The sequence below is a fragment of the Larkinella sp. C7 genome (assembly GCF_006149005.1).
Lineage (GTDB): Bacteria > Bacteroidota > Bacteroidia > Cytophagales > Spirosomataceae > Larkinella.
This window is the reverse complement of sequence record NZ_VBSL01000005.1, coordinates 550,627-576,195: the sequence shown is the minus strand read 5'-3', so window position 1 is coordinate 576,195 and position 25,569 is coordinate 550,627. Positions and strand designations below refer to the sequence as shown.

Below are 25,569 nucleotides of genomic sequence, written 5' to 3'. Positions count from 1 at the left end.
GGTTGTGTCAGTTTCGTGTTCCAAATATCGCACTTCCAACCCGTACCATTGTGCTGCCTTCTTCAATTGCGATCAAATAATCGCTGCTCATGCCCATCGAAAGCTCCTGAAAAGCCACATTTGGTTTCTGAAGGGTGCTGAGCCGGTCGAAGAGCCGCTTGAGCGTTCGAAATTCCTGCCGGATTTGGGCTTCGTCGTCGGTGTTGGTCGCCATGCCCATCAGTCCCACAATCCGGACATTCGCCAGTTGGTCGAGTTCCGGGGAATTCAGCAGGGCGACGGCTTCCGCTTCGTCAAAACCAAATTTGGTTTCTTCCTGCGCAATGTGAATCTGGAGCAGGCAGTCGATGACGCGGGCGTGCCGGGCGGCCTGTTTGTTGATTTCTTCAAGCACTTTCAGGCTATCGACCGAATGGATCAGGCTCACAAACGGTGCCATGTATTTCACCTTGTTGGTTTGCAGGTGGCCGATGAGGTGCCACTGGATGTCGGCGGGCAACTGCGGTTGTTTCTCGACCATTTCCTGGACCTTATTCTCGCCAAAACGCCGGCAACCCGCATCGTAGGCTTCCTGAAGCAGAGCGACTGGTTTGGTTTTGGTAACGGCGATCAGCTTGGTCTGTTCGGGCAGTTGCTGTTCAATCTGCTGGATGTTTGTGGCGATGGTCATTGTCTGATTACTCAATTTTGGGCAAAGATAACGGATGCAACTTGAATCCTACCGAAGGTAATTTAAGGGACAGTTGCCGGAAAATAATGGGCGGTTTTATTGAAAAAAGTACAGGAAAGCCTTACTTTACGCCAAATAACACGAAACAAATCAAGTAATACTCATCGATGGAGTCGTATAACCAGGACCGACGCAATAACCGTAAAAATTACCTATTAGTGGCTTTGGGGATTCTGGCCGCCCTGAATTTGCTGCTCCTTTATTTCTATTACCAGGAGAGACAAACCAATAAAAGCCAGCAAACTACCCTGACTGATAAAACCCAGGAAATGCTGGTGACCAAGGCCCGTCTGGATTCCATTTCGACGCAGTTGGATGCAAAAATTTCCGAAATTCAGTCGCTCGGTGGGCGGGTCGATTCGCTGTTGAAAGTGAAAGAACAACTGGAGGCTGACAAACGGAATCTGCGGAATGTTGCAGCTTTCGACATCAAAAAATACGAGGGAAAAATCAAAGAATACCTGGCTATTCTGGATGAAAAAGACAAGGAAATTGGCCAGCTCAAGGAAGAAAACAGCATCCTGACGTCGCAGAACCAGACCCTGACGGAAGAGAACACCAGTTTGAAAAACGAACGGCAGGCCCTGAACGATACGGTGACAACAATTGCCGAGAAAAACCGGGAACTGGCCGAAAAAGTAACCCTGGCATCGGCCCTGAAAGCGGAGAACCTGGTGGTGAATGCCATCAACCGACGGGGTAAAGAGAGTGACGGGGGGGAATACCGCGCCCGGCGCATCGAAAAAATAAAGATTTCGTTCCGGCTTTCGACCAACCCATTGGCGCAGGAAAACGAAAAAGAGATTTTTCTCCGGATTCTGGACCCCAGCGGGTCGGTTATTGCGGACATGGCCACCGGTTCCGGGCAGTTTATTTTCAGCGGGCAGGAGATGGTCTATACGGCCAAACAAACCATTGTCTATGATAATACCGGACAGCAGGTCGCGTTCATTTATGGCCGGGGCAACATCCCGTTTAAAGAAGGTACGCACCAGATTGAACTCTATTCGGAAGGTTTCAAAATTGGTCAGGGCGAGTTTACGGTGAAATAACGATCGGACTGACAAACAGCCGGAAAAGAGAAAGGGACGCGGGATAAAAAAAACCGTTCGTCCCTTTCTCTTTTCCGGCATTCTTACTACCTTTGCGTCCTCATTTTGAAATCATTATCCATTTAACACAATTGTCATGCAGTTCACCAAGAACTATGAGACGGTGTTCATTTTAACTCCCGTTTTATCTGAAGTTCAGATAAAGGACACTGTCGACAAGTTCCGCAAGATTTTAACCGATAACGGTGCGGAAATTGTTAACGAAGAGAGTATGGGCCTGCGCAAACTGGCGTACCCGATCCAACACAAGAATACAGGTTATTATTTCCTGTTTGAGTTTTCGGCTGAAACGAAGGTTCCCGAAGCACTGGACATCGAATTCCGTCGGGATGAGCGCATCATTCGCAACCTGACCACGGTGCTCGATAAGCACGCACTGGCGTACAACGAACGTCGTCGCAAAGGACAACTGGGTAAAAGCAAACAACAAACCGAAAAAGCAGGAGAGGAGGCCAAATAATCATGAGTCTGCAGAACGAACCCGTTAGCAAAAACGAAAACCGGAAGAAATACTGTCGTTTCAAAAAGTCCGGCATCAAATACATCGATTACAAGGATCCCAACTTCCTGTTGAAGTTGTTGAACGAGCAAGGCAAAATTCTGCCCCGCCGGATCACCGGAACGAGCCTGAAATACCAACGCAAAGTGGGTCAGGCCGTTAAACGCGCTCGTCACCTTGCCTTATTACCTTACGTAGGCGATTCACTGAAATAAGTTTAAGGTGTTCGGTTTACGGTATACAGTTTACGGAGTTCTGCTTGTCTGAAAACCGTAAACCGTTTACTGAAAACCGTATTCCATAAACTGAAAACTCATTCATATTATGCAAATCATACTGAAAACCGACATCGCCGGACTGGGTTTTAAGAACGACACTGTTGAAGTTAAACCCGGCTATGGCCGTAATTACCTGATTCCGCAGGGATATGCCGTGATGGCAACGGATTCGAATAAAAAAGTGGTGGCCGAAAACATTCGTCAGGCCGCTCACAAAGCCGAGAAAACCAAAAACGATGCGTTGGCCATTGCCGAAGCAATCGGACAACTGGAATTGAAGATTCTGGCAAAAGCGGGCGAAAGTGGTAAAATCTTCGGTCGGGTTACCAATACCCAGGTAGCGGATGCCCTGAAAGAAAAAGGGTATGACATCGACCGGAAGAAAATCATGATTGATGAAGCCAAAGTACTGGGTTCATACAACGCGGTCGTCAACCTGCACAAAGACGTAAAACAAACGATTAAGTTTGACGTTATTGCGGCTGAATAATCGATGATAATCAGCACGTTATCGTGTGAATTTTTTAAGGCGGTTCGGAGCTTTTCGAACCGCTTTTTTGTTAGTATGGTATGGACTTTCGTACTGAACTATCGCCGGAAAAACTACCGGTTTTGATCCGGCCCGATGCCCGGGTGGTGACCATTGGCTCCTGCTTTGCCGACGTGCTGGGCCGCCAGTTGACCGATAACAAAGTGGCCGTGCGGAGCAATCCGTTCGGAACCTTGTTCAACCCGGTTTCCATTGCCAAACTCCTGCTGGCTTCCCTGCAACATGCCGGACCCGATCCGGATCTGTATGTGGAACGCGACGGCCTGTGGTTTCATTACGACTTTCATTCCACCTTTTGGGGCCGCAGCCGCGACGAACTGCACGCACGGCTTACGGAATTGCTAACCCAAACCGCTGAAGCCCTTCGAACTGCCGACTGGCTTGTGCTGACGCTGGGAACGGCTACCGTGTACCGGCATCTCGAAACCGGCAAGGTGGTGGCCAACTGCCAGAAAATGCCCGGTTTTCTGTTTGAAAAATACCTCTATGCTTACGAACACGTTCAGCAAACGCTGACCGAGCTGGTGAAAAAGCTGAAGCGGGCCAATCCGGGTTTGCAGATACTGCTAACCGTTAGCCCGGTGCGGCATACAAAAGATACCTTGCCACTCAACCAGGCCAGTAAATCCATTCTGAGGGCCGTTAGCCACGAATTGACGGTCTGGAACGATCAAGTTCATTATTTCCCGGCTTACGAGATTATGCTGGATGATTTGCGCGATTACCGGTTTTACGAAGCCGATCTGATTCATCCCAATGCCGTGGCCGAAACCTATATTTTTGAAAAGTTTGCCGAATGCGCATTTGATGACGAACTTCGCAGCTTTATAACCGAATGGCAAACCCTGCGGAAGTCGATGGCGCACCGGCCTTTCCACGAAGGAACGGAATCGCACCGGCGGTTTCTGGAAAAGCTGCTGCAACAACTGGATGCGGTTTCCAAAAAAGCCGATGTTACCCGGGAGAAACAGGAAATAGAAAGCCGGTTGCGGGCGTTCAAAACGATTGACCCGGGCGCGAACCAGGCCGCCTGATTCGCTGTTTACCCAACAGACCTCTACTTATGTCAACGTATAAACTTACCAAAGAAAGTGTTTTAAATGCCTTAGGGCACGTCGAAGAACCGGATTTGAAGCGTGATTTGGTTACGCTCAATATGGTGAAAGACATTGAGTTAGGTATTGATCAGGTGCGTTTTACGGTGGTGCTCACCACCCCGGCCTGCCCCCTGAAAGAACTGATTCGCAAACGGTGTGTCGATGCCATTCATACCTACATTGGACCCGACATTGAAGTGATTGTCAACCTCACGGCGGATGTGAGTTCAACGCGTTTCAACGCACCGGTTTTGCCGGGTGTGAAGAATATTATCGCGATTGCGTCGGGGAAAGGCGGAGTTGGCAAATCAACCGTAACGGCCAATCTGGCGGTGGCTTTGTACAAATCCGGCGCGAAAGTTGGAATCATCGACGCCGATATTTTCGGCCCTTCGATTCCGGTCATGTTCGGGGCGGAGGAACTGCAACCAGCCGTGGGGCAGGTAGACGGCAAGAACATGCTGCAACCGATTCAGCAATTTGGCGTTAAACTGATGTCGATCGGTTTTCTGACGCCGAAGGACAACGCCATCGTTTGGCGGGGACCGATGGCAAGCCAGGCGCTGCGGCAGTTTTTTGCCGATACCAATTGGGGTGAACTCGATTACCTGCTGATCGATTTGCCGCCCGGTACGAGCGATATTCACCTGACGCTGGTGCAAACCGTTCCTGTAACCGGTGCGGTTATTGTAACGACTCCCCAGAAAGTGGCGCTGGCCGATGCGACGAAGGGGCTGGCGATGTTCCGGCAACCGCAGATTAACGTGCCGGTTTTGGGCGTTATCGAAAACATGGCCTATTTTACCCCCGCCGAACTGCCTGACTCGAAATACTACATTTTTGGAAAAGGCGGTGGGCAGTTGCTGGCCGATAAGTTTGATGTGCCGTTGCTGGGACAGATTCCGCTGGTGCAGAGCATCCGGGAAGCGGGTGATGACGGCAAACCGGTTGTGACTGAAAATGATCCGGTAACCTCGGGGGCTTTCCGGTCGGCGGCTGAAGCCTTGGCGCAGCAGATTTCGGTGCGGAATGCCACGCTTGACAAAACCCGTCCGGTTGAAATTGTTCGCCAATAAGCCGTTTTGATTGGATTTAAGAGGGAAAAAACGTATTTTTACCATCAGTCATTTGACCACCTTTTGTTTATTGTTCGCATGGAAACCGTACTGGATAACGAAATATTGATCGATCGTATCGAAAAAGCGCTGAATGGCATCCGGCCCTATCTGGAAGCAGATGGCGGCAACGTAAAGGTGTTGGAAGTGACGAGCGATAAAGTGGTCCGGCTGGAACTGGTCGGCGCGTGTGGCTCCTGCCCCATGTCTACCATGACCTTCAAAGCCGGGTTGGAAGAAGCCATTCTGAAAGCCGTTCCGGAAATTACGCGGGTCGAAGCCGTCAACCTGACGCCGGCGTTTTAAACCATACTGATTACCATTGATCTCTTTTAAGACTTTTGGCCGTTCTTCCATCGGAAGAGCGGCCTTTTTTGTTATTTTGCACCCCGTGCCTACAGGCATTCGTTCGTAGCTATATACAATGAAAATAGGAATCTTCTTCGGTGGCCCGTCGCGTGAGCGGGAAGTCTCGTTTGCAGGTGGTCGGACTGCTCTGGCCCATATCGACAAATCGCTGTTTCACCCCGTCATGGTTTTTGTGGATGGACTGGGTAATTTTATCTTGATTCGGGAAGAATTTCTCAGCAAGGGTTCGATCCGGGCGTTTTATCCGCAGCAAACCGATCCCACGTTCAGCGTTTACATCGAATCGTTAGCCGGTTTATCCAGTGAAGAACGGGAACAGCAAATAAGCGCGATCGGTCAGCGCATCCAGCCGCAGGAATTCAGTCAGCACTTTGATCTGGCCTTTCTGGCCATGCACGGCCCCGACTGCGAAGACGGCGGTATTCAGGGCTTGCTTGAGTGGTACAAAATCCCGTATACCGGGCCGGGCCTGATGGGTTCGGCGGTGGGAATCAACAAGATTCTGCAAAATGAATTGATTGCGCTTGTCAATGGGCAGCAGAAAAAAACATCGGTCATCAGCCGACCCGACTGGGATCAGGCGGATAAAGCCGGGGTGTTTGAGTCCCTGCAAGGCTTGCTGGGTTTGCCCATCGTGGTGAAAGCTCCGCATCAGGGCTCGTCGATCGGGGTGGTGATCGTTCGGGAAAATGACCTGGGCCAGTTCATCAAAGCGGTCGATCAGTGTTTCTTTCGGCAGGAAATTGACCTGGAAAGCTGGAAGCAGTTTTCGGAAGACGAAAAAAACGCTTTTGTGCAGGAGGTGACCGAACTGGATTCCGGCATTGGTTATCCGGTTGTGATCGAAGAAACCGGCGAGTTTATTTACCATCCCAAAGACCTGCTCGAAAAAGCGGATGCCTGGGCGGCTTCGGGGTATCAAACGTTGGTTATCGGGTCGGCGAACTCCGAAGACGATGTGCTGTTTGAAGAGTTTGTCACCGGTCAGGAGTTTTCGTGTGGGGTCATTCAGGACGACGACGGAACGGCGGTTGCCCTCCCCCCGACCGAGATTTACAATGTTACCAGCTTCGACTTTAAATCAAAATACCAGTCCAATACGACCAAAAAGCGAATTCCGGTCGACACCAGTCTGGAACACAACCGGGCGATTCAGTTGAGTGTCGCCGATGTCTTTACACGTCTGGGCATGAACGTCTGCGCCCGGATCGACGGTTTTTTGACGCCCGATCAGGCCAATGAACCGGGGCGGGTGCTGCTCCACGATCCGAACACCATTCCCGGCATGTCGCCGACTTCGCTCATTTTTAAGCAAATGGCTGAAATCGGGCTAAACGTCACGCAGGCCATTACCTATTTCATCCGCCAGTCGCTGCGTGAACGCATTCGGTCGGGCAAGGATACCATTCGCCTGCGCCAGCAACTGGCCGAGCTGGATGGTCGGATGGCAGACCGCAAAAACCTGCACCTGCCCACGGAGGAGTTTCTGGTGGATACCACCGCCGAGGCCGTTGATGCGGCCTGGCTGGAAGCGAAAGCCTGGTATGGCTATCATGGTGCACAGGGGCAAACAAAGCCGGTGGTGGTGCTAAAAACCGCTCAGGATCGGCACGCATTGCCGGTCAATCTGTTGTTCAAGGACACGGTTTCCGAAGCGGTGGAAGCATTGGCCAAACCGGTACATCCGTTGATTGCCGAAACCCGGGAGCGGGCCAGGACGATTACGGAGCGGTATTCTTAAAAACAGCGGATGTGGGATTGGGAATTGAGCGGGAAAACCGCCCTGGTAGCGGGTTCTACGGCTACGCTCTTTCCTCCCACACCTGGCACAAATTCACAATCACCTCGACGGCTTTCTCCATATCCTGAACCGACACCCACTCCAGACGCGAGTGAAATGCGTGTTCGCCGGCGAAGATATTGGGGCAGGGGAGTCCCATGAACGACAGCCGCGAACCGTCTGTGCCGCCCCGAATGCTTCGCTGTTCGGGCGAGAGTTCACTCCGGCGGATGGCTTCAAGAGCATTTTCGACAACCGCCGGGTGCTGATCCAATACCTCTTTCATGTTCCGGTATTGTTCCCGCACCTCAAAGGTGGCGCTGGAGTTGGGGTAATGCGCCAGAACAGCATTGAGAAGATGTTGAAGATGCTGTTCCTTTTCGTGCAAACCGCTCACGCTAAAATCCCGGATGATGAACTCGACCACCGCCTGATCCTGATTGCCTTCTAAATGACCCGGATGAATGAAACCCTCGTGGCCTTCGGTGGTTTCGGGCGAGAGCGAATCTTTGGGCAACGCAGCCAGCAAATCGGCGGCAATTTTCAGCGCATTTTCGAGCTTCCCTTTCGCAAAACCGGGATGCGTACTCACACCCTGAATCACGATTTTGACCGCATCGGCCGAAAACGTTTCGTCTTCCAGCGTGCCGAGCTGTTCGCCATCAATGGTATAGCCAAAGTCCGCACCGAGCTTTTCCATGTCCACTTTTTCCGTTCCGCGCCCTACTTCTTCGTCGGGGGTAAACAGCAAGCGAATGGTTCCGTGTTTGATAACCGGCTGATTGATAATCAACTCCGCAGCCGCCATGATTTCGGCGACACCGGCTTTGTTGTCCGCGCCGAGCAGGGTCGTTCCGCTGGCGGTGATGATGTCGTTGCCAATCTGATCGTGTAAATCCGGGTGGTCGGCCAGGTGGATGATCTGCGTCGGGTCGTCGGGCAGCACGATGTCGGAGCCGTCCCAGCCGTGGTGCGTCAGCGGTTTCACGCCCTCGCCCGTTACATCGGGCGACGTATCCATGTGGGCGCAAAGACACAAAACCGGCACGTTGGTTTTCTCCGTATGGGCCGGAATGGTTGCATAAACGTAGCCATACTCGTCCAGTTCGGCATCTGCAATACCGATTTCGTGCAGTTCTTCAACCAGAATCCGGCCCAGATCTTTCTGTTTTTCGGTCGACGGATTGGTCGTTGACCGTGGATCGGACTGGGTATCGATTTGGACGTAACGAAGAAACCGACTGGTAACGGATGTATTTTGGAACATGGGTTAAATGCTAAAGGCGAAAATTGAGTGCGGAGAACGTTAGGCTTCCACCGCCGTCTTAAATTCCGAGGTAAAGTGAAACTTGATGTCGGGGTTGTTTTGCATGTTCATCCGCAGAATCCAGTCCGATTCGGCCAGGAAAACCGGGTTGGTGTCTTTGTCGTAGGCAATGGCCAGTCCTTTCAGCCGAATAAATTCGTCCAGTTTCTTCTTGTCGTCCGATGTCAGCCAGCAGGCTTTGGAAACCGGCATGGTTGTCCAGCGGCATTTGGCCCCGTATTCGTGCTCAAGCCGGTACTGAATCACGTCGAACTGAAGCTCCCCAACGGTTCCGACTATTTTCCGGTTTCCGCTCATCATTGTAAACAACTGGGCCACTCCCTCGTCGGTCAACTGCTGAATCCCTTTTTCCAGTTGCTTGGATTTCATCGGGTCCGAATTGATCAACTCCTTGAAAATCTCGGGTGAAAAACTTGGAATGCCGACGTAGCGCATATCTTCTCCCTCGGTCAGCGTGTCCCCGATTTTGAACGAACCGGTGTCATACAGACCAACGACATCGCCCGGAAAGCCTTCATCCACAATGCTTTTGCTGTCGGCCATGAAACTGAAGGGGCTCGAAAACCGCACATCTTTGTCGAGTCGGGTATGGTGATAGAATTTCCCCCGTTCAAAAACCCCCGAGCAAATGCGCAGAAACGCGATCCGGTCGCGGTGGCGCGGGTCGAGGTTGGCGTGAATTTTAAAGACAAAACCGGTGAATTTCGGTTCGTCGGGAAACACAACGCGTTTGTCGGTGGCACGGGCGATGGGTTCGGGCGAAATGCTGCAGAACGTGTCGAGCAACTCCTTCACCCCAAAATTATTGACCGCCGATCCGAAAAATACCGGAGCCACTTTGCCCTCCAGATAGGTTTGCCGGTCGAATGGATCGTAAATGCCTTCGATCAGTTCGGCGTCTTCGCGCAGTTGTTCGGCATCACGATCGCCCACTTTTTGTTCCAGAACCGGCGTATTGATGTCGATTTCGAGAATGTCTTCTTCCACTTTTGTTTTGTTGACGCGGAAAAAATTCATCGTTTTATCGTACAGGCTGTAAACACCTTTAAAATCCGATCCCATGTTGACCGGCCACGTCAGCGGGCGGACGCGAAGGTTAAGTTTGGACTCCAGTTCGTCCAGCAAATCGAACGGATCCTGGCCTTCGCGGTCGAGCTTATTGATGAAAATGATCACCGGCGTATCGCGCATCCGGCACACTTCCATCAGCCGCTCGGTTTGTTCTTCCACGCCTTTCACACAGTCGATGACGAGGATAACACTGTCGACCGCTGTCAGGGTGCGGTAGGTATCTTCCGCGAAATCTTTGTGGCCCGGCGTGTCGAGAATGTTGATTTTGAGGTCTTTATACTCAAACGTCATCACCGACGTGGCGACCGAAATACCGCGTTGCTTTTCAATCTCCATAAAGTCGGAGGTGGCCGACTTCTTGATTTTATTCGATTTAACGGCGCCGGCGGTTTGGATGGCTCCCCCGAAAAGCAGCAGTTTTTCGGTCAATGTCGTCTTTCCGGCATCCGGGTGACTGATAATCGCAAACGTTCGGCGACGGCTGATTTCCTGTGTCGTACTCATTATGGATCGGAATGGCCGCAGCAGCGAGCCATGTAGTATGCTTTTTGGCGTTAAAACACAAAGATACGAATTTTTCAGGGGCGGGTTAAGCAACAATCCAAAGACTCGGCGAGTTGACTGATTGTCTTTTCGACAGAATTAGTAGTTTTGGAAAAAAACGACTTTGCTTAACCTAAGCACATGAAGAAAACCTTATACCTCGTCCGGCACGCCAAAGCGGAAGATCGGGCGAGTTTTCAGCGTGACCACGACCGCGATCTGGTTCCGGAAGGCATAATGGCAGCCGCCCGCGTCGGACATCATCTTGCCGGGCAGGGCATCAAACCGGACTGTCTGATCAGCAGCACGGCCAACCGCGCCCGGGATACCGGGAAAGTGATGGCCGAGCAATTCCACATTGATCCGGATCGAATGGTATTGGAACCAAAACTGTTCGATGGTGGCCCGAAAGCGTATATTGCTGCCATTAACGGCGTGGATAATAATTGCCAATCCGTGATGCTGTTCGGTCATAACCCCGACATTTCTTATTTTGCGGAGTATCTGACACATGCGGATGTGGGTTCAATGAGCAAGGGAGCCGTTGCCATTATCGAGTTCGAGAACCTGGACTGGGCAGCCATATCCGGTCGGACGGGGCATCTGGTAGACCTGGTTTCGCCCAAAAAATTGAAAGAATCATGAATAAAAACCGGCGCATCCTGTTTATCGCGGCCCTCATCTTTACCCTCATTGTTATTTTTGTCGCCGTCGACATGGGACGACGAACAACCGCGCCCTGGAACAAAAAACGCCAGCTCGAACGCGCGCTGCCCACCGAGCCCGACGGAACGGCCCTGGATTCGGCCGCGCTGGATGTGGCCGATACGCTGTTTGTTGAGGACAGCACGAGTCGTTGAAGTGTGCTGATTAGACTGAATCCTGCCTTTTTTTTGCCGAACCCATCCCAAACCGTATGCAAGCCCTCACTTCATTTTTCAAACGTAAAATACTCCGTATCGATCGCGACCGCTGGAATTATCAGTATGACAAAGGCTTGTGGGATGGGTTGAAGGGACTCGACGAACTGGCCCGGTTTAGTGTCATTGTGGGCTACATTAAATTTCTGAAACCCGGTCAGCCGGAGATTCTGGAAATCGGGTGTGGGGAAGGCTTCTTGCAACAGCGGCTGCAAACCCAGAATTACGGCCGGTTTGTGGCTTTCGATATTTCCGATAGCGCCATCAAAAACGCGCAGGCCCAGGCCGATGAAAAGTGTACGTATCTGGTGGCCGATATGGATAAATATGTGCCGACCGGTCAGTTTGACATGATTGTTTTCAACGAGTCGATTTATTATAGCAAACACCCGCTCAAAACCCTCCAGCGATTTGCTACCTGCCTCAAAGCGAACGGTTTACTCATCGTTACCATCAACGACCACAAACACAGCGACGCACTTTGGCAGAGCATCAAAGACAGTTTTGAACTGATGGACGAAGCCACTACCGTCACGACAAAATCCACCTGCGTCTGCAAAGTGTTGCTACCGAAGAGGAGTGATGAATGATGAATCAGGGCGGAGCGATCACGATCTGCAGCACATCGGTCTTTTTTAATTCATCGTTCATCATTCATCACTCATCATTTTTTTGGTACACCGTTTGTGTATGGCCATACAAAAAAGACTTTCTATGGATATTATTTTAGGAATTGGGTCGCGGGTCCAACACGCCGAATTTGGCGTCGGTGTGATAATTAATGTAAAATCGAACGGGTACGTTGTGACTTTTGTCGAATCCGGCGTCAAAATAGTAAAGCTGACCACCCCACTGGAGATCATCGAGCTGGTGGAACTGGATAGCGATCTGGTGAGCCTATTCGATGTGGAGCAGTCCCTTTCCCGGATCCTGCAAAAATGGGCGGATGTTTCGGAAGTTGTGCCGCTGGGCGATAAATGGAAAGGGGGAAAGATGATTTTAAAACCGGGTCGAACGGATCTGGCGTCGAAGGAAATACCGATTGATGTGTTCTTTCACAAAATCGTGATGATGCGCGACCGGTTGCGCGTGTTGGAACAACGCATCAACGCCAGCTCGATCGATGATGAAGAAAAGGTCAACATACAACAATACATTACCCGCATTTACGGCAGTATGACGTCATTTAACGTATTATTCAAACAACCTGAACATAATTTTTCCGGTGAAAAAACCGCCGGAGAATCTTCTTAACTATTAAAAGCAAATGTGATTTGGGTTAGGGTTAACCGACGAGATTAGTACCCGCTATTTTTGATGGCGGGTACTTTTGTTTTCCAGGCTTTGGAATTTTCTAGGATCGGGGGTGAAAATCCGTAATGATCTGCTTTAAATAATCACGGTCGAGGTGGGTATAAATCTCGGTGGTCGTGATGGATTCGTGGCCGAGCATCTGTTGCACCGCCCGCAAATCAGCCCCGCCTTCGATCAAATGCGTTGCGAACGAATGCCGGAACGTGTGCGGACTGATCTCCTTTTGAATACCGGCCGCAATGGCCAGTTTTTTGATGGTTTTGAATACCGACACCCGCGACAGCGAACTCCCCCGCAGGTTCAGGAAAACCGTATCTTCGGCCCCCTTTTGAATCTCCAGTTGACTCCGAACGTGGTCGACGTAAAGCGTGGTGTGCTTGATGGCGTCTTTTCCAATCGGCACCAGCCGCATCTTGTTGCCTTTCCCGCTGATGCGGATAAAACCAACTTCGAAGTAACAACTGGTCAGCCGCAAATCCAGGAGTTCGGAAACCCGCAGCCCGGAACTGTACAGCACTTCGATCATGGCGCGGTCTCGGGTGCCTGCGGGTGTAGACAGGTCGATGGCACTCAGAATGGCTTCGATTTCGGGGAAACTCAGGGTGTCGGGAAGTTTTCGGCTCAGTTTGGGGCCGTCGATGAGTTGCGTCGGGTCGGTTTGAATCTCGTTTTCCAGCAGCAGGAATTTATAGAACGCTTTCAAACCGGAAAGAATCCGGGCCTGCGACTGGGCCGACAAGCCAAGATCGGTCAGATACGCCAGAAAATCGAAAATCAGGTCTTCCGTGACCTGCGTCGGGGCCACCGGATCACCGGTTAACGCCAGAAATTCGCTTAACTTGCTGGTATCATGCAAATATGCTTCAACGGAATTTTCGGCCAGCGAACGTTCCAGTTTCAGGTAGTTTTTGAAAGCGTTAATGTAACTTTGCCACACAGTATCATCGACGGAGTACAGATTGCGAATTACGGTTTAATTCCCGGAACCGCAATCATCGGCGTCCGTAATTCGTCAGGGATCGCCCGGCGGCTCAACTTTTTTACCCATGAAACAGATTCTGATTCTAAACGGCCCTAACCTCAACCTGCTGGGGAAACGCGAACCCGAAATTTACGGAAGCCGCACCTTTGTGGATTACCTGGAAACCATTGAACAGGCGTTTCCCGACGTGCAAATCCGGTATTTCCAATCCAACCACGAGGGCGAACTGATCGATAAAATTCACGAACTGGGCTTTACCATCGACGGCATCGTCATCAATGCCGGGGCGTATACGCACACTTCCATCGCCCTGGCCGATGCACTGTCGGCGGTTCCGGCCCCGGCAGTCGAAGTACACATTTCCAATGTCCACGCCCGCGAATCGTTCCGGCACCACAGCTATTTGTCAGCGAAATGCAAGGGTGTTATTCTTGGACTGGGATTATTGGGGTACGACCTGGCGGTGCGGTATTTGCTGAGTTTGGAAAAATAACGATCTGTCATTCAGTATAGTAGCAATGATTACCTTTTATCCCGGTCCGTCCAAAGTGTATCCGCAGGTGGCCGACTACGCGCAGGAGGCCATTCGGTCGGGTGTCGTGAGTCTGAATCACCGGTCTGCCGGTTTTATGGACATTGTGAAGGAAACGCTTCGGTTGCTGCACGAAAAACTGGCCATCCCGGCGGACTATCACATTGCGTTCGTCTCCTCGGCCACGGAGTGCTGGGAAATCGTTGCCCAATCACTGACAGTGACCACGAGCCTGCATCCATACGGGGGCGCTTTCGGGAAGAAATGGATGGAATATGCCCACCGGATCAAACCGATGATTGTGCCGGGCGAAGCGGATGTGTTGTGTGTGGTGCAGAACGAAACGTCCAACGGCACGCAGGTGCGGATGGACACTTTGGCGCAGTTTCGGCGGGAATTCAGCGGTTTGATTGCCGTCGATGCGGTTTCGTCGCTGGGCGGTCTGGTGTTCGACTGGTCACTGGCCGATGTCTGGTTTGCTTCAGTACAGAAGTGCCTGGGTTTACCGGCGGGTTTGGCAGTATTAATTTACTCGCCCGATGCGCTCAGACAAGCGGAGATCATCGCCGACCGGCAGTATTACAACAGCCTGTTGTTCATTCACGAAAATATCACGAAATACCAGACGCCATTTACGCCGAATGGGTTGGGAATTTATCTGTTAATGAAGGTATTGCAACAGGTTTTGCCCATTTCGGAAATCGACGCGCTGGTGCGCAGCCGGGCGGCAGACTGGTACGAATTTATCGAAAAGGAAACCGCCTGGGAATTGCTGATCGCAAATCCGGAACTGCGTTCGGACACCGTGATTGCCGTTCAGGGGCGTGAAGAAGCCATTCGGGCCGTGAAAACCGCTGCACAAAATGCCGGGATTACGCTCGGTAACGGGTATGGCGAGTGGAAATCGAACACCTTCCGGATTGCCAATTTTCCGGCCATTGAGGAAGCAGAAATGGATACATTGAAACGGTTTTTGCGTGGATACCTATGCTGAATTTCAAAGAAATCATTTCCGTCACACTCATTCTGTTTTCGGTCATCGATGTGGTCGGTTCGTTGCCGGTCATCATCGACCTTCGCAAGAAAACCGGCAAGATTGAGTCGGAGAAGGCAACGCTGGCGTCGGCTTTGCTGATGGTGGCGTTCCTGTTTGTGGGGGAGTCCATCCTGAAGCTGTTCGGGGTCGATGTGTCGTCATTTGCCGTGGCGGGTGCGCTGATCATCTTTTTGCTGGGGCTGGAAATGATTCTGGGCCGGAACATTTTCAAAGCCGATGATCACGGGGCCGGGGCTACCCACATCGTCCCGATTGCCTTTCCGCTCATTGCCGGGGCCGGAACCATGACGACGATTCTGTCGCTGAAAGCGGAATATGCAACCGCCAATATTCTGGTTGGTATTCTGATCAATCTCGTACTGATTTACGCCGTCCTGAAGTCATCGGCCTGGATTGAAAACCGGCTGGGGCCGGGCGGAATCAATATTCTGCGAAAGGTTTTCGGCATTATTTTGCTGGCTATTTCGATCAAACTAATCAAGAATAATTTTTAATCACTGTCATCCAGGTCAATGCAAACGCCCGATTCATTAAACGCTGTTGCCGAATTTCACCGGACTTTTCACCACCCGGTTTTAGAAACCCCCCAGATTCCGTCCGAAACCCGCTGTCAGCTTCGGGTTGCGCTGCTGGCCGAGGAATTGAAAGAACTGGAAGTCGCCATTCTGGAAAAAGACCTGGTGGAAGTGGCCGATGCGCTGTGCGATTTGCAGTATGTGCTGGCTGGTGCCATTCTGGAGTTCGGTTTGGGCGAAAAATTCAAAGCCTTGTTCGACGAAGTACAGCGTTCGAACCTCAGCAAAGCCTGTCTGACGGTGGCCGAGGCCGAAGCAACCGTTCAGCATTACCAGGCAAAAGGCGTAGACTGCCACTACGTGGAGTCGGACGGCAAATACCTGGTGTATCGCACAGCCGACAACAAAACACTGAAAAACGTCAATTATTCGCCTGCCTCACTGGAAGGGTTTCTGAAATAGGTAAAAAAGTCAGGCCGGTCAATCGACCGGCCTGAACCTGAAATAACCTAAATAAATTACAGATAATTGAGGGTTACCCAAACTCGTGTTCTTTTTTGGGTTTGCGAATCGAACTGGGCGAATGATAATCGATGCGGATAGGCTTATGCGGTTTGGTCCGAATCCACAGGATGAAAAGCGTGGCTCCGACCAGCGTGGCGCCAATACTGCCGACATACGCCAGCGTTGGAACAGCCGCATCGATGGCCTGTAAATCGGAAACATACAGAGCCGACACGTTGCTGGTTAGCTTCAGGAAAAATGTGGGCCAGATGCCGATCGTCAGAATAAAAAGGCTTGCCAGCAACGGGGAAACCAGCAGGTCATCGGGTACTTCTTTGGCGTGTGCTGCAGAATCGGAGTGAGGAGCCCCCAGAAATACCGTTTCAAAGACTTTCTTGAAACCCATTACCGTGAAGCCGCTGATCAGCAGGATAAGTCCTGTAAAGACTGCCCAGAGCGCCAGATTCAGCACGCCAGTATGCAGGGTAAGGCCCTTGATAAGCCCCCAATAAATCAAAAATCCGGACACAAAACCGTTGAAGGGCGGCAAGCTGCAGAGCGCCAGCATACCGAGGAGGAATAGGAACGACGTTTTCGGCATGGTCCGGATCAAACCGCCTAACTGGTCGATATTCCGGGTGTGCGTAGCCCGGTAAATGGAACCGACGCCAAAAAACAGCAGCGACTTGGACAAGGCATGATTGGCGATATGTAAAATACCCCCCGTAAAGCCCAGTGCGGCCAGGGCGGGAATGTTAAATGCAATGCCCAATAATCCGATACCGATTCCGATTCCGATGATTCCGGTATTGGCGATACTGTTATAGGCCAGCAATTTCTTACCATCGTGTTGGAGAAAGGCGTTCCGGGTGCCAACCAGACCCGACAGGAGCGAAAAACCCAGGAGGAAGAAGGCAATGGGAGCCAGGTCACTATGGATATACGTTAGCACCCGCAGAATGCCGTAAAGGCCCATCTGGGTCAGTACGCCGGATAGGATAGCCGAAACGTGGGATGGTGCCGTTAACTGCGTTTGAGGGAGCCAGCTATGCATGGGAACGAACCCCGCATAACTGCCAAATCCGATAAAAAATAACAGAAAAACCGGTAATGGCTTGTGGGTCATGAAATAAGCACCGAGGCTATCGAAACCGAACGAAGGCGCCTGCGAACCGGCGATCAGCAGGGCCATGAGTATGAACACAAACCCCATTTGAATCTGAAGCAGGTAAGCATAACCGGTTTTTAAAATATCTTTCCGTTCGCCCTCGAAAACCACCAACCCAAATGCGGCCACGGCCATCAGCTCCCAGGAAATCAGAAAAGCGGTTCCGCCACGCAGGGTGCAAACCAGAATCATAGACAGATGGAGCCACAGGAGTGCCAGGTGATGAAACGACAGTTGGCGGTCCGATTGGATTTGCCGGTACAGTTTCAAATAGCCGTTGGCATACAGCACGCCCATCAGTAGGGTCAGGCTGATGACACCCAGGAAAAAAGCCGACAGACTATCGATGTTGACGGGTAAAAGAAAACCGGCCCGTTCCAGCAGATTGAACTGCATCAGCCCACCGGCCGACAGCGCGCGGAAAGCCCAGGAAGAAGCCGTAACAATGAGGAGAATATGGAGAAAAAGGCTGAAGTAATACTTCGTCTGCCCCCGGAACAAAAAGACGCCCAGGCTACTTGCAGCAGTAAGGATGAAAACAGCAGACTCCATGTACAAGTGGCTTGTAACTCTGAAGTCAAAGGTGACGAAACGCTGTTAAAAGTGAATTAAGGTCAAGTTAAAAACGGGTTAAATTGGTCCGTTGTGCTTATTCTTCGAGTTCAAAGGCTACCGGTTTTTCGGTTGTAACGATCTTTCGAACCGGTACGGTTACTTCCACGGAGGTGCCTTTTCCGATCTCCGATTCCACCCGGATCTGGCCTTTGTGGATGGTAATGATGCGGTGGGTGAGGGCCAGCCCGATGCCGTGTCCGATGATGCCGGAGGTGGTTTCGGAACGGAAGAAGGGCTCGAACAAATGGGGAATGTCTTCGGGCGGAATGCCGTATCCGTGGTCGGTAAACGTCAGTCTGATGTCGTCTTCGCCCGCGTTTAGGGTCACCACCATGTGTCGGTCTTTCGAATACTTACAGCCGTTTTCGATCAGGTTCTGAAAAGCCATTTGCAGGAGCGATTCTTCGCCCATCACAATCAGTTCTTCCTCGTTGCCGGGTAGTTTTTCGTATTCGATATCGATTCGGTATTCTTCATTCTTTTGCAGCAACCGGCTACGCCCTTGCCAAAGCACCTCGTCGATCCGCACCGGTTTGAACGACAGCGTGGCTGCGTCGGCATTCACCCGCGCCAGTTCGAGCAGTCCGTTGACAAGGCTGTTCATTTTTTTGCCTTCTTCCAGCACACTTTCCAGGGCCTGTTTGTATTCGTATTCTTTGCGGGGCTGCATCAGGGCCACATCGACCTGACCCATCATCACCGTCAGCGGGGTGAGCAGTTCATGGGAGGCATGGGAAACGAAGTTTTTCTGAAGAATAAACGCCTGCTCCAGCCGGTCAAGCATTTCATTGAATGTAGCGGCCAGTTTGGCCAACTCGTCTTTGGGACTTCCGATGCGCAGCCGGGCATAGATGTTGGTGGCTGAAATATCGTTGACCTGATCAATGATGTCGGAAACCGGTTTGAGTGCATCGCCGGCAAAAAACCACCCCGCCAGCAGCACGATGCCCATGCTGACGATCCAGCTGATGACCAGAATATCCCGCAGCCACTCAATTTTAGTAAAACCGTAGCGGTCGATGGCCGTTGCCACCACCACCAGAATGCGGTTATGACGGTCGGTAAACCGGACGCCCAGGGTTTCTACCATGCCGTTGCGTCTGAAAATCTCTTTGCCATTCCGAACCTGTTCCAGAAACTGGAGCGAAACCACCTCCCGTTTGGAATCGGTCGAGTGCAGAATCCGGTTATCGGGTAAAAAGATGGTTACGTGTCCTTTGTAGAGCGACATGTAATTCAGTTCGATCTGCTGCAGCATTTTGTCCGTAATGCCCCTTACCTCTACATTTTCCAACAACTGGGCGGTTGCAAACGCATTCTGTCGGAGACGGTCATAGAACTCCCGTTCGCGGTACTGATCGAATAAATAATAAATGGTGAGAGAAAACAGCAGGATGATGGAGCCAACCAGCAGCGCAAAAAGGACAGTTAGCCGGGTTCTGATGTTCATGGCAGTTGGGCGAAAGGAGATTGCGGGTCGCTATTCCTCTTTTAACATGTATCCCATCCCGATGACGGTATGAATTAATTTGACCGGGAAGTCTTTATCAACTTTTTTGCGCAGGAAATTGACATACACATCGATGACGTTCGTGCCGGTGTCAAAGTGGATGTCCCACACTTTCTCGGCAATGTCGATTCGGGATACAACCCGGCTCCGGTTGCGCATCAGGTATTCCAGCAACGCAAATTCTTTGGCGGTGAGTTCAATTCGCTTGCCGCCCCGCCGGGCAATTTTTTCGTTCAGATCCAGTTCCAGATCGGCAACTTTCAGGAGGTTCGACTGCTGGCTCGTGTCGATCGTTCGTTTGCTTAAGGCACGCAGCCGGGCCAGCAATTCACGGAACTCGAAGGGTTTAACCAGATAATCGTCGGCTCCCGCTTCAAAACCGGCCACTTTATTATCGAGCGAACCCATTGCCGTCAGCATCAGAATGGGCGTTTTGATGTTTTCGGAGCGCAACGATTTTGCCAGGTCGTAGCCGTTTATTTTCGGAACATTCACATCCAGGACAATCACATCGTAATTGTTGCTCAGGGCCATCGTTCGTCCAATTTGCCCATCAAATGCCACATCAACCTCAAACGATTGTTCTTCCAGGCCCTTTTTTACGAACGAAGCGAGTTTAGGCTCGTCTTCTACTACCAGAATTTTCATACTTGCTGAGACTAGCTTACCCCGAAGTGAATTAATCAAAGTCGAAATACCATATATAACGCAATAAAACAAAAAAGCTACCCGAAATATATGTTCAGGCAGCTTTTTTCATCCTATCCACACCATTCAAAGCTAATTCGCACCAGCTTTGAAGTTCAACCTCCCTGTTGTAAGAAACTAGCTGACTTACAGCGGAAATTTGATGGTCAAAAGTAGAGGGGGTAGATTAAACCGAAGTTAAAGACAGGTTAAAATCAGGTGAAAAGCCGGACGGATATACAACAAAAAAGCTATCCGAGACTGCCCGAATAGCTTTCCGACTATATCCACACCATTTAAAAACAGCCGCCCGTTCAGGCTTAGGCTGTCTTTAGTTGCGACCCGATCAACAACCGGGTCTATTTCTTTAATATGTTGTTTCTACAATTAGTATGCAAATATAATAGTTGTTTACAGCATAGACATTAAAATTTCTCCAAAAAATCAAAGAAAACTACTTAGTTATTTTCTGGCTTCCCCGGAAACCAGTTTGATTTTGTTGGAAAACCGCGATTCTGCTGGTAGAAATGCGGTTTTTTAGTGATTTACCAAAATCTGCCTGTGAATTGACAACCACAAGTTGCAGATAAATTGAGTAACAAAAAAGCGAAACGTCAGGATTACCGACGTTTCGCTCTATTTCATAGCGTTGAGTAAATCAAATGAGTGGGATGGAAGCCCTGGTTTGAGCCTGTGGGCGATAGTCCGCTTAGTCGACTTTGAGCGACTGCTTGGCAGAATCTACACCACTGTGGGCCTTATTGGCCAGGTTGTCGACGTTGTCGTTGAATTTCTCTTTTTTGGTTTCGCTTTCATCCTGCAGTTTCCCGGTCCACTGGTTCACCTGTGATTTAACCTGCTCAACCTGGGTTTTAACCTGCTCGACGCCCTTGTTCCACTGATCCTGAAGATCTTTCGTACGTTTATCAGCTTCATCCTGAATCCACTGCCGACTTTCCTGACCGCTCTTGGGGGCCGTCAAAATGCCTGCTACTACGCCTGTGATGAACCCTAACAGAAAATCTCTTGAACTTTTCATGGTGTTTCCTAATTTATGTTTGCGACGTATGAAGGTAGCAAATTAAGTAATTAATGTTTAGAATTGCGTTCAACCCGTTCAACTGCGCCTTTTGTCCGCGAAGCAACCGTATCGACAGCATCGTTATATTTCGATGACAGGTTGTCCCGGGCATCATCATACTGATTGCGAATGCTGTTGAATCCATTCGCAATGGTGTCCTGCAAATCTTTCAGAAACTTATCAGAATCATTTGTAATTTTCTTGCGGGTATCTTTCCCACTGCGCGGTGCCAATAAAAGACCCAAGGCTGCACCTGTCAATATCGCAACGACCAGTCCACTGAAGTTCGGTTTCATAACCTTTCAAACGGTTTAAGTGAAAAACTACCGCTCACGGCGGATAACATTGCCTTTATAGAAAAATTCGTACCACACTGCATCGCCAGCTCTAAAATAATGAGTTAAGCAATTGATTACCAGTATAATTTAAATTTATTTTCGAGTTTATTCAAAATAGTTCATTTTCGGGATATTGAGGAATATTTTCTACAAACTGTAGAAACCAATTGCTGCCTGACCCCGAACGTTTCCGGATGCTGGTCAATTTGGCCCGGCAGGTGACGGATTAAATTCGGCATGGAGCGGGAGGTCGGAAATGGAAATAACAAAAAATCCCTGCACTCAAATCTGATGCAGGGATTCCGTACCCACCGTAACTTGTACTTAACCTAAAATGAAACCACCTAAACCTAAACGTGTCGCTTTCCGTACTTCTTAAAGCGATTGTATCGATGTTTAATTGGCCCAAAGACCAACGGCGTTTTTAAATGATGTGAGAATATCAGACTCCTCTGCCGCGGATGACGCGAAGAAGGATCGCAACGATTGCTATTACGAGTAAGATGTGGATTAGATTATTGCCTGCAATGCCGGCACCGAGTATGCCAAAAAAACCCAAAGCCCAGATAATGATCAATATTACTGCGACTGTGTAAAGTAAGTTTCCCATAGCGTTCGGTTCAAAGTCAAAATGTTAAGTATGTTAAGTAATCGATGCTTCTGCTTGCTTTGTATGAAAATCTTATGCCAAATGATTCGTTCGAAATATACTATCATCAAAAAATGCAAAAATTGATTGATTTGTAGGAACTTTCCCTGAAAAATGATTGCCTGTTGATTCGTATAGATCAGAGCCGAAAAAGATCGGTTGTAGAGAAAAATCTACAGGTGTAGAAATTAGTGTAGAAAAAAACCATCTGATTGCAAAACCGGAAAATATTTATTCAGGCGTTTCGGGGGAATGGTTGGCTATTTTTTAATTACCTAAGCATTAATTTTGTGTTAAATTGGACTACTGAGCGGGATTTGATAAGATGTGTAAATTTTAGGCACATTATTATCTATAGGTTAATGCGACGTAATAGTAGAAATATGGAAAACGGGACAAAACTGTGGAGAGCATGAGGGGCTGGCAAACCGGGAGTCAATATAAGCCGGTATTAACAAATATGACGAATACAAAACGAGTACTTATCGTCGACGACGAAGCGGATATTTGTCTATTGCTTTCCGGTTTATTAAAGCGAATGGGTTATCAGCCGACCTGCGCGAACTTTCTGGAAGAGGGTCGTCAACGATTGGCCCAACAGGCTTACGATGCTGTATTTTTGGATTTGAGTTTGCCCGATGGCGTTGGTTTCGAATTGTTGTCTCACATTCGAACGAGCACAACCAACACGAAAGTAATCATGATCAGCGCTTTTGATGGAATTGCGGAACGCAAACGTGCTTCGCAGGAGGGAGCCGATTATTTTATCGGGAAACCTTTTAATCGTAAGACCATCGAACAAGCTTTACAATATATCCAAGTTTAGTTAACTTTATCCCCTCATTAAGTAACTGGGCGCTGTAACTGTCCCTCTATGGAAAGAATCTTAATCGTTGACGATAATACGGATATATGCCTGCTTTTAGAACGATTTTTGTCAAAACAAGGATATAAGACGGCTTCTGTTCAACGAGGAGATGACGCCTTGACTCTGCTGCGAAAAGACCCGTTCGAACTGGTTATCTGCGATTTCAAGCTTCCCGATGTCGACGGTCTTGAAATGTTACGCCGGATAAAAATCCTCGACCCTACCACGGCGGTTATCATCATCACCGGATACTCCGACGTTCGAATGGCGGTGCAAACGGTGAAGCACGGTGCATATGACTATGTTACCAAACCGCTTTTTCCGGACGAAATCCTGTATACCATCAAAAGTGCCCTGGACCGGCGTAGCCAAAAGACTGATGCCCGGTCGATCGGCGGTACTTCTTCCGACGATGGGGACGATGCGCCCGAAACCAGTCCGGTAAAACCGCCCGCCCGGGCCGCCAAAACCGCCACCCTCGTCAGTGGTGGCAAGCGGTTCATCTTCGGGAAAAGCCGGTCGGCCGAAATGCTTCAAAAACACATCGACCTCATTGCGCCCACCAACATGTCGGTGATTATCACCGGCGAAACCGGAACGGGCAAGGAGTTTGTCGCCAATGCCATCCACCAAAAAAGCAAGCGGGCTGGCAAACCGTTTGTCGCCATCGACTGTGGAGCCCTGTCCAAAGAACTGGCGGGGAGCGAACTGTTTGGCCATACCAAAGGTGCTTTTACGGGCGCGATGTCTGATAAGATGGGCAGCTTCGAGTATGCCAACGGCGGTACGCTGTTTTTGGATGAGATTGGTAACCTCTCGTATGAGAATCAGATCAAACTCCTGCGCGTTTTGCAGGAGCGAAAAATACGTCGGATTGGTAGCAATACCGACATTGTCGTCGATGTCCGCATTCTGGTTGCTACCAACGAAGACCTTCGCGAAGCGGTTCGGCAGGGCCGTTTCCGGGAAGATATTTTCCACCGCCTGGACGAATTCCGCATCGAGCTGGCGCCCCTGCGTGAACGCAAGGCCGACATTCTGCTCTTTGCCGACCACTTTCTGGAAATCGCCAACGAACAGTTGGAGAAAAATGTCCTGGGCTTCGACGATGAGGTGAAAGATAAACTAAAAGAATATTACTGGCACGGTAATTTGCGTGAAATTCAGAACGTTGTGAAGCGGGCCGTTCTGCTGTCACAGGGCGATTTCATTACGCTGGATTGTCTGCCCTATGAGATTATCTCTCCTACCTATGTGATGGAAGAGAACGGTTCGGCAGTTTCGACCGTTGCTCCCGCCAACAATCTCAAATCCGTATCGGAAAATGCCGAACGGGCGGCCATTATCAAAGTTCTTGAGAAAACCGGCTACAACAAAACCAAAGCCGCCGAAGTGCTGAACATTGACCGTAAGACCCTTTATAACAAGCTAAAAGCGTACGATATTCACCTGTGATAAGCTCGTTTTGCCCCTGCATCCATCAACGGATGCAGGGGCAACCGGGATCTTAGAACGCAAATCCCAGCGAAACCTGGCCTACGGCGTTTTTAGCTTTTCCCATGAGCAAACGGGCCGCACCATCTTTTGCCACTGGCTGCAGACCCTGTCCGTAGCGCAATCCCAGCAGGGCTTTTCCAAAGTAAATATTCAAACCACCGGCGATGCCATAATCCAGGGTGTTGAAATTATCACGGTTGATGTTGCGGTAATCAGAACCGAAGTCACCGTCTGTCGTTACTTTCGAACTTACCAGATAGGACGCATACGGTCCGGCCTGCAGATCGACGGAATTACCCAGTTTAAACGTGGCCAGAACCGGCAGTTCCACGTAATTCAAATTAAAATTGTTCTTGCCGGTATTTCCCAGCAGGTTATAATTGGCCGAAACACCCTTGGTGGTGTATTGAATTTCGGGCTGAATGGCGAAGAAAGAGGTTACCGGGATCTGCGTAAAAAGACCGACGTGAAAACCAATTCGTTCATTGCGATCATCGACGTTGTCCAGATAGAGTGTGCTGGCATTCAAGCCGCCTTTAATTCCGGTCCGGGGTGTTGTCTGGGCCGAGATTTTTAAAACCGATAGGCTGCTAACCAGAACAGAGGCAACTAACATCCTAACAATCGAGTTTTTCATGGCATATAATAGGTTTGTTATACGCATCAGGTGCTGACAATTCTATGCCAAAGCATAGCGTGATGAAAGGTTCGGTGGTAATGTGCTGAAAATCAGATACATTTAGTGTATTGTTGAATTGGGTCGCAACCCGTTTGCACGTTGGCGGGAAGCGGTTTCTGTGGAAGATCCTACTCAAAGTGTAGAAGACAGGAAGTAAGATTTGCCCGTTTCGAAAAACACCA

29 protein-coding genes are annotated in these 25,569 nt (G+C 50.0%); 18 read left to right on the top strand and 11 right to left on the bottom strand.

The window, feature by feature from the left end:
* Positions 1-7: 7 nt before the first annotated feature.
* Positions 8-670: a YggS family pyridoxal phosphate-dependent enzyme gene (locus FH871_RS15965; RefSeq protein WP_138992400.1), complete on the bottom strand. Its 663-nt coding sequence runs from the start codon at positions 668-670 to the stop codon at positions 8-10.
* A gap of 167 nt (positions 671-837) precedes the next feature.
* Here FH871_RS15965 and FH871_RS15960 point away from each other — a divergent pair, with 167 nt between their 5' ends.
* The 8 genes from FH871_RS15960 to FH871_RS15925 all read left to right on the top strand — a co-directional run bounded on the left by FH871_RS15960 (position 838) and on the right by FH871_RS15925 (position 7,491).
* The gene (locus tag FH871_RS15960; protein WP_138992399.1) at positions 838-1,782 is read left to right on the top strand and encodes a hypothetical protein; all 945 of its coding nucleotides are present in this window, start codon (positions 838-840) and stop codon (positions 1,780-1,782) included.
* 136 nt (positions 1,783-1,918) lie between these two features.
* Positions 1,919-2,302, top strand: coding sequence for a 30S ribosomal protein S6 (rpsF, locus tag FH871_RS15955; RefSeq protein ID WP_114405045.1), 384 nt, complete (start codon positions 1,919-1,921; stop codon positions 2,300-2,302).
* Positions 2,303-2,304: 2 nt separating this feature from the next.
* A complete protein-coding gene (rpsR, locus tag FH871_RS15950) occupies positions 2,305-2,556 on the top strand; it encodes a 30S ribosomal protein S18 (RefSeq protein ID WP_038117645.1) in 252 nt (83 codons plus the stop codon).
* Between the two features lie 109 nt (positions 2,557-2,665).
* A complete protein-coding gene (gene rplI / locus FH871_RS15945; protein ID WP_138992398.1) occupies positions 2,666-3,109 on the top strand; it encodes a 50S ribosomal protein L9 in 444 nt (147 codons plus the stop codon).
* 80 nt (positions 3,110-3,189) lie between these two features.
* Positions 3,190-4,203 (top strand): GSCFA domain-containing protein, encoded by a 1,014-nt coding sequence (locus tag FH871_RS15940; RefSeq protein ID WP_138992397.1) that lies wholly within the window; start codon positions 3,190-3,192, stop codon positions 4,201-4,203.
* Between the two features lie 29 nt (positions 4,204-4,232).
* Positions 4,233-5,342: an Mrp/NBP35 family ATP-binding protein gene (locus tag FH871_RS15935; RefSeq protein ID WP_138992396.1), complete on the top strand. Its 1,110-nt coding sequence runs from the start codon at positions 4,233-4,235 to the stop codon at positions 5,340-5,342.
* 78 nt (positions 5,343-5,420) lie between these two features.
* Complete coding sequence (locus FH871_RS15930; protein WP_138992395.1) at positions 5,421-5,687, top strand: NifU family protein; 267 nt, start codon at positions 5,421-5,423, stop codon at positions 5,685-5,687.
* 118 nt (positions 5,688-5,805) lie between these two features.
* Positions 5,806-7,491 carry a D-alanine--D-alanine ligase gene (locus FH871_RS15925; RefSeq protein WP_138992394.1) on the top strand — a complete coding sequence of 562 codons (1,686 nt, stop codon included), beginning with the start codon at positions 5,806-5,808 and terminating at the stop codon, positions 7,489-7,491.
* 61 nt (positions 7,492-7,552) lie between these two features.
* On the opposite strand, the gene pepT is transcribed toward FH871_RS15925, so the two are convergent.
* Both pepT and FH871_RS15915 read right to left on the bottom strand, forming a co-directional pair.
* Positions 7,553-8,797, bottom strand: coding sequence for a peptidase T (pepT, locus tag FH871_RS15920; protein ID WP_138992393.1), 1,245 nt, complete (start codon positions 8,795-8,797; stop codon positions 7,553-7,555).
* A 39-nt stretch (positions 8,798-8,836) separates the two neighbouring features.
* The gene (locus FH871_RS15915) at positions 8,837-10,432 is read right to left on the bottom strand and encodes a peptide chain release factor 3 (RefSeq protein WP_138992392.1); all 1,596 of its coding nucleotides are present in this window, start codon (positions 10,430-10,432) and stop codon (positions 8,837-8,839) included.
* A 180-nt stretch (positions 10,433-10,612) separates the two neighbouring features.
* Between FH871_RS15915 and FH871_RS15910 the strand changes: the two genes are divergently transcribed.
* The 4 genes from FH871_RS15910 to FH871_RS15895 all read left to right on the top strand — a co-directional run bounded on the left by FH871_RS15910 (position 10,613) and on the right by FH871_RS15895 (position 12,645).
* Positions 10,613-11,116, top strand: a complete 504-nt coding sequence (locus tag FH871_RS15910; RefSeq protein WP_138992391.1) for a histidine phosphatase family protein — start codon at positions 10,613-10,615, stop codon at positions 11,114-11,116.
* Complete coding sequence (locus tag FH871_RS15905) at positions 11,113-11,331, top strand: hypothetical protein (RefSeq protein WP_138992390.1); 219 nt, start codon at positions 11,113-11,115, stop codon at positions 11,329-11,331. The genes FH871_RS15910 and FH871_RS15905 overlap by 4 nt, the downstream gene beginning before the upstream one ends.
* A gap of 56 nt (positions 11,332-11,387) precedes the next feature.
* Positions 11,388-11,981, top strand: coding sequence for a trans-aconitate 2-methyltransferase (locus tag FH871_RS15900; RefSeq protein WP_138992389.1), 594 nt, complete (start codon positions 11,388-11,390; stop codon positions 11,979-11,981).
* 124 nt (positions 11,982-12,105) lie between these two features.
* The gene (locus tag FH871_RS15895; RefSeq protein WP_138992388.1) at positions 12,106-12,645 is read left to right on the top strand and encodes a hypothetical protein; all 540 of its coding nucleotides are present in this window, start codon (positions 12,106-12,108) and stop codon (positions 12,643-12,645) included.
* 100 nt (positions 12,646-12,745) lie between these two features.
* On the opposite strand, the gene xerD is transcribed toward FH871_RS15895, so the two are convergent.
* Positions 12,746-13,642 carry a site-specific tyrosine recombinase XerD gene (xerD, locus tag FH871_RS15890; RefSeq protein ID WP_138992387.1) on the bottom strand — a complete coding sequence of 299 codons (897 nt, stop codon included), beginning with the start codon at positions 13,640-13,642 and terminating at the stop codon, positions 12,746-12,748.
* 109 nt (positions 13,643-13,751) lie between these two features.
* Here xerD and aroQ point away from each other — a divergent pair, with 109 nt between their 5' ends.
* Genes aroQ through FH871_RS15870 form a run of 4 tightly spaced genes read left to right on the top strand, consistent with a single transcriptional unit; the run spans position 13,752 to position 16,253 of the window.
* Entirely contained in the window at positions 13,752-14,180 is a 429-nt protein-coding gene (gene aroQ, locus FH871_RS15885; protein ID WP_114405031.1) for a type II 3-dehydroquinate dehydratase, read from the top strand.
* A gap of 25 nt (positions 14,181-14,205) precedes the next feature.
* A complete protein-coding gene (locus FH871_RS15880; protein WP_138992386.1) occupies positions 14,206-15,213 on the top strand; it encodes an aminotransferase class V-fold PLP-dependent enzyme in 1,008 nt (335 codons plus the stop codon).
* A complete protein-coding gene (locus FH871_RS15875; RefSeq protein WP_138992385.1) occupies positions 15,207-15,770 on the top strand; it encodes a MarC family protein in 564 nt (187 codons plus the stop codon). The genes FH871_RS15880 and FH871_RS15875 overlap by 7 nt, the downstream gene beginning before the upstream one ends.
* Before the next feature lie 18 nt (positions 15,771-15,788).
* On the top strand, positions 15,789-16,253 hold the full coding sequence (locus tag FH871_RS15870) for a nucleoside triphosphate pyrophosphohydrolase family protein (RefSeq protein ID WP_138992384.1): 465 nt from the start codon (positions 15,789-15,791) through the stop codon (positions 16,251-16,253).
* Between the two features lie 73 nt (positions 16,254-16,326).
* Here FH871_RS15870 and FH871_RS15865 read toward each other — a convergent pair whose 3' ends face one another.
* The 6 genes from FH871_RS15865 to FH871_RS15840 all read right to left on the bottom strand — a co-directional run bounded on the left by FH871_RS15865 (position 16,327) and on the right by FH871_RS15840 (position 22,304).
* On the bottom strand, positions 16,327-18,015 hold the full coding sequence (locus FH871_RS15865) for a proton-conducting transporter membrane subunit (protein ID WP_138992383.1): 1,689 nt from the start codon (positions 18,013-18,015) through the stop codon (positions 16,327-16,329).
* A gap of 97 nt (positions 18,016-18,112) precedes the next feature.
* A complete protein-coding gene (locus FH871_RS15860) occupies positions 18,113-19,528 on the bottom strand; it encodes an ATP-binding protein (protein WP_138992382.1) in 1,416 nt (471 codons plus the stop codon).
* 30 nt (positions 19,529-19,558) lie between these two features.
* Positions 19,559-20,236: a response regulator transcription factor gene (locus FH871_RS15855; RefSeq protein ID WP_114405025.1), complete on the bottom strand. Its 678-nt coding sequence runs from the start codon at positions 20,234-20,236 to the stop codon at positions 19,559-19,561.
* A gap of 748 nt (positions 20,237-20,984) precedes the next feature.
* Positions 20,985-21,314, bottom strand: coding sequence for a YtxH domain-containing protein (locus FH871_RS15850; protein WP_138992381.1), 330 nt, complete (start codon positions 21,312-21,314; stop codon positions 20,985-20,987).
* Positions 21,315-21,364: 50 nt separating this feature from the next.
* Positions 21,365-21,652, bottom strand: coding sequence for a YtxH domain-containing protein (locus tag FH871_RS15845; RefSeq protein WP_114405023.1), 288 nt, complete (start codon positions 21,650-21,652; stop codon positions 21,365-21,367).
* 484 nt (positions 21,653-22,136) lie between these two features.
* Positions 22,137-22,304, bottom strand: a complete 168-nt coding sequence (locus FH871_RS15840) for a lmo0937 family membrane protein (protein WP_138992380.1) — start codon at positions 22,302-22,304, stop codon at positions 22,137-22,139.
* A 499-nt stretch (positions 22,305-22,803) separates the two neighbouring features.
* Between FH871_RS15840 and FH871_RS15835 the strand changes: the two genes are divergently transcribed.
* Together FH871_RS15835 and FH871_RS15830 are read left to right on the top strand one after the other, a co-directional pair.
* Positions 22,804-23,169, top strand: coding sequence for a response regulator (locus tag FH871_RS15835; RefSeq protein WP_114405021.1), 366 nt, complete (start codon positions 22,804-22,806; stop codon positions 23,167-23,169).
* Positions 23,170-23,217: 48 nt separating this feature from the next.
* A complete protein-coding gene (locus FH871_RS15830; protein WP_138992379.1) occupies positions 23,218-24,666 on the top strand; it encodes a sigma-54 dependent transcriptional regulator in 1,449 nt (482 codons plus the stop codon).
* A gap of 52 nt (positions 24,667-24,718) precedes the next feature.
* Here the strand turns inward: FH871_RS15830 and FH871_RS15825 are convergent, their stop codons facing one another.
* Complete coding sequence (locus tag FH871_RS15825) at positions 24,719-25,345, bottom strand: porin family protein (RefSeq protein WP_138992378.1); 627 nt, start codon at positions 25,343-25,345, stop codon at positions 24,719-24,721.
* Positions 25,346-25,569: the final 224 nt, after the last annotated feature.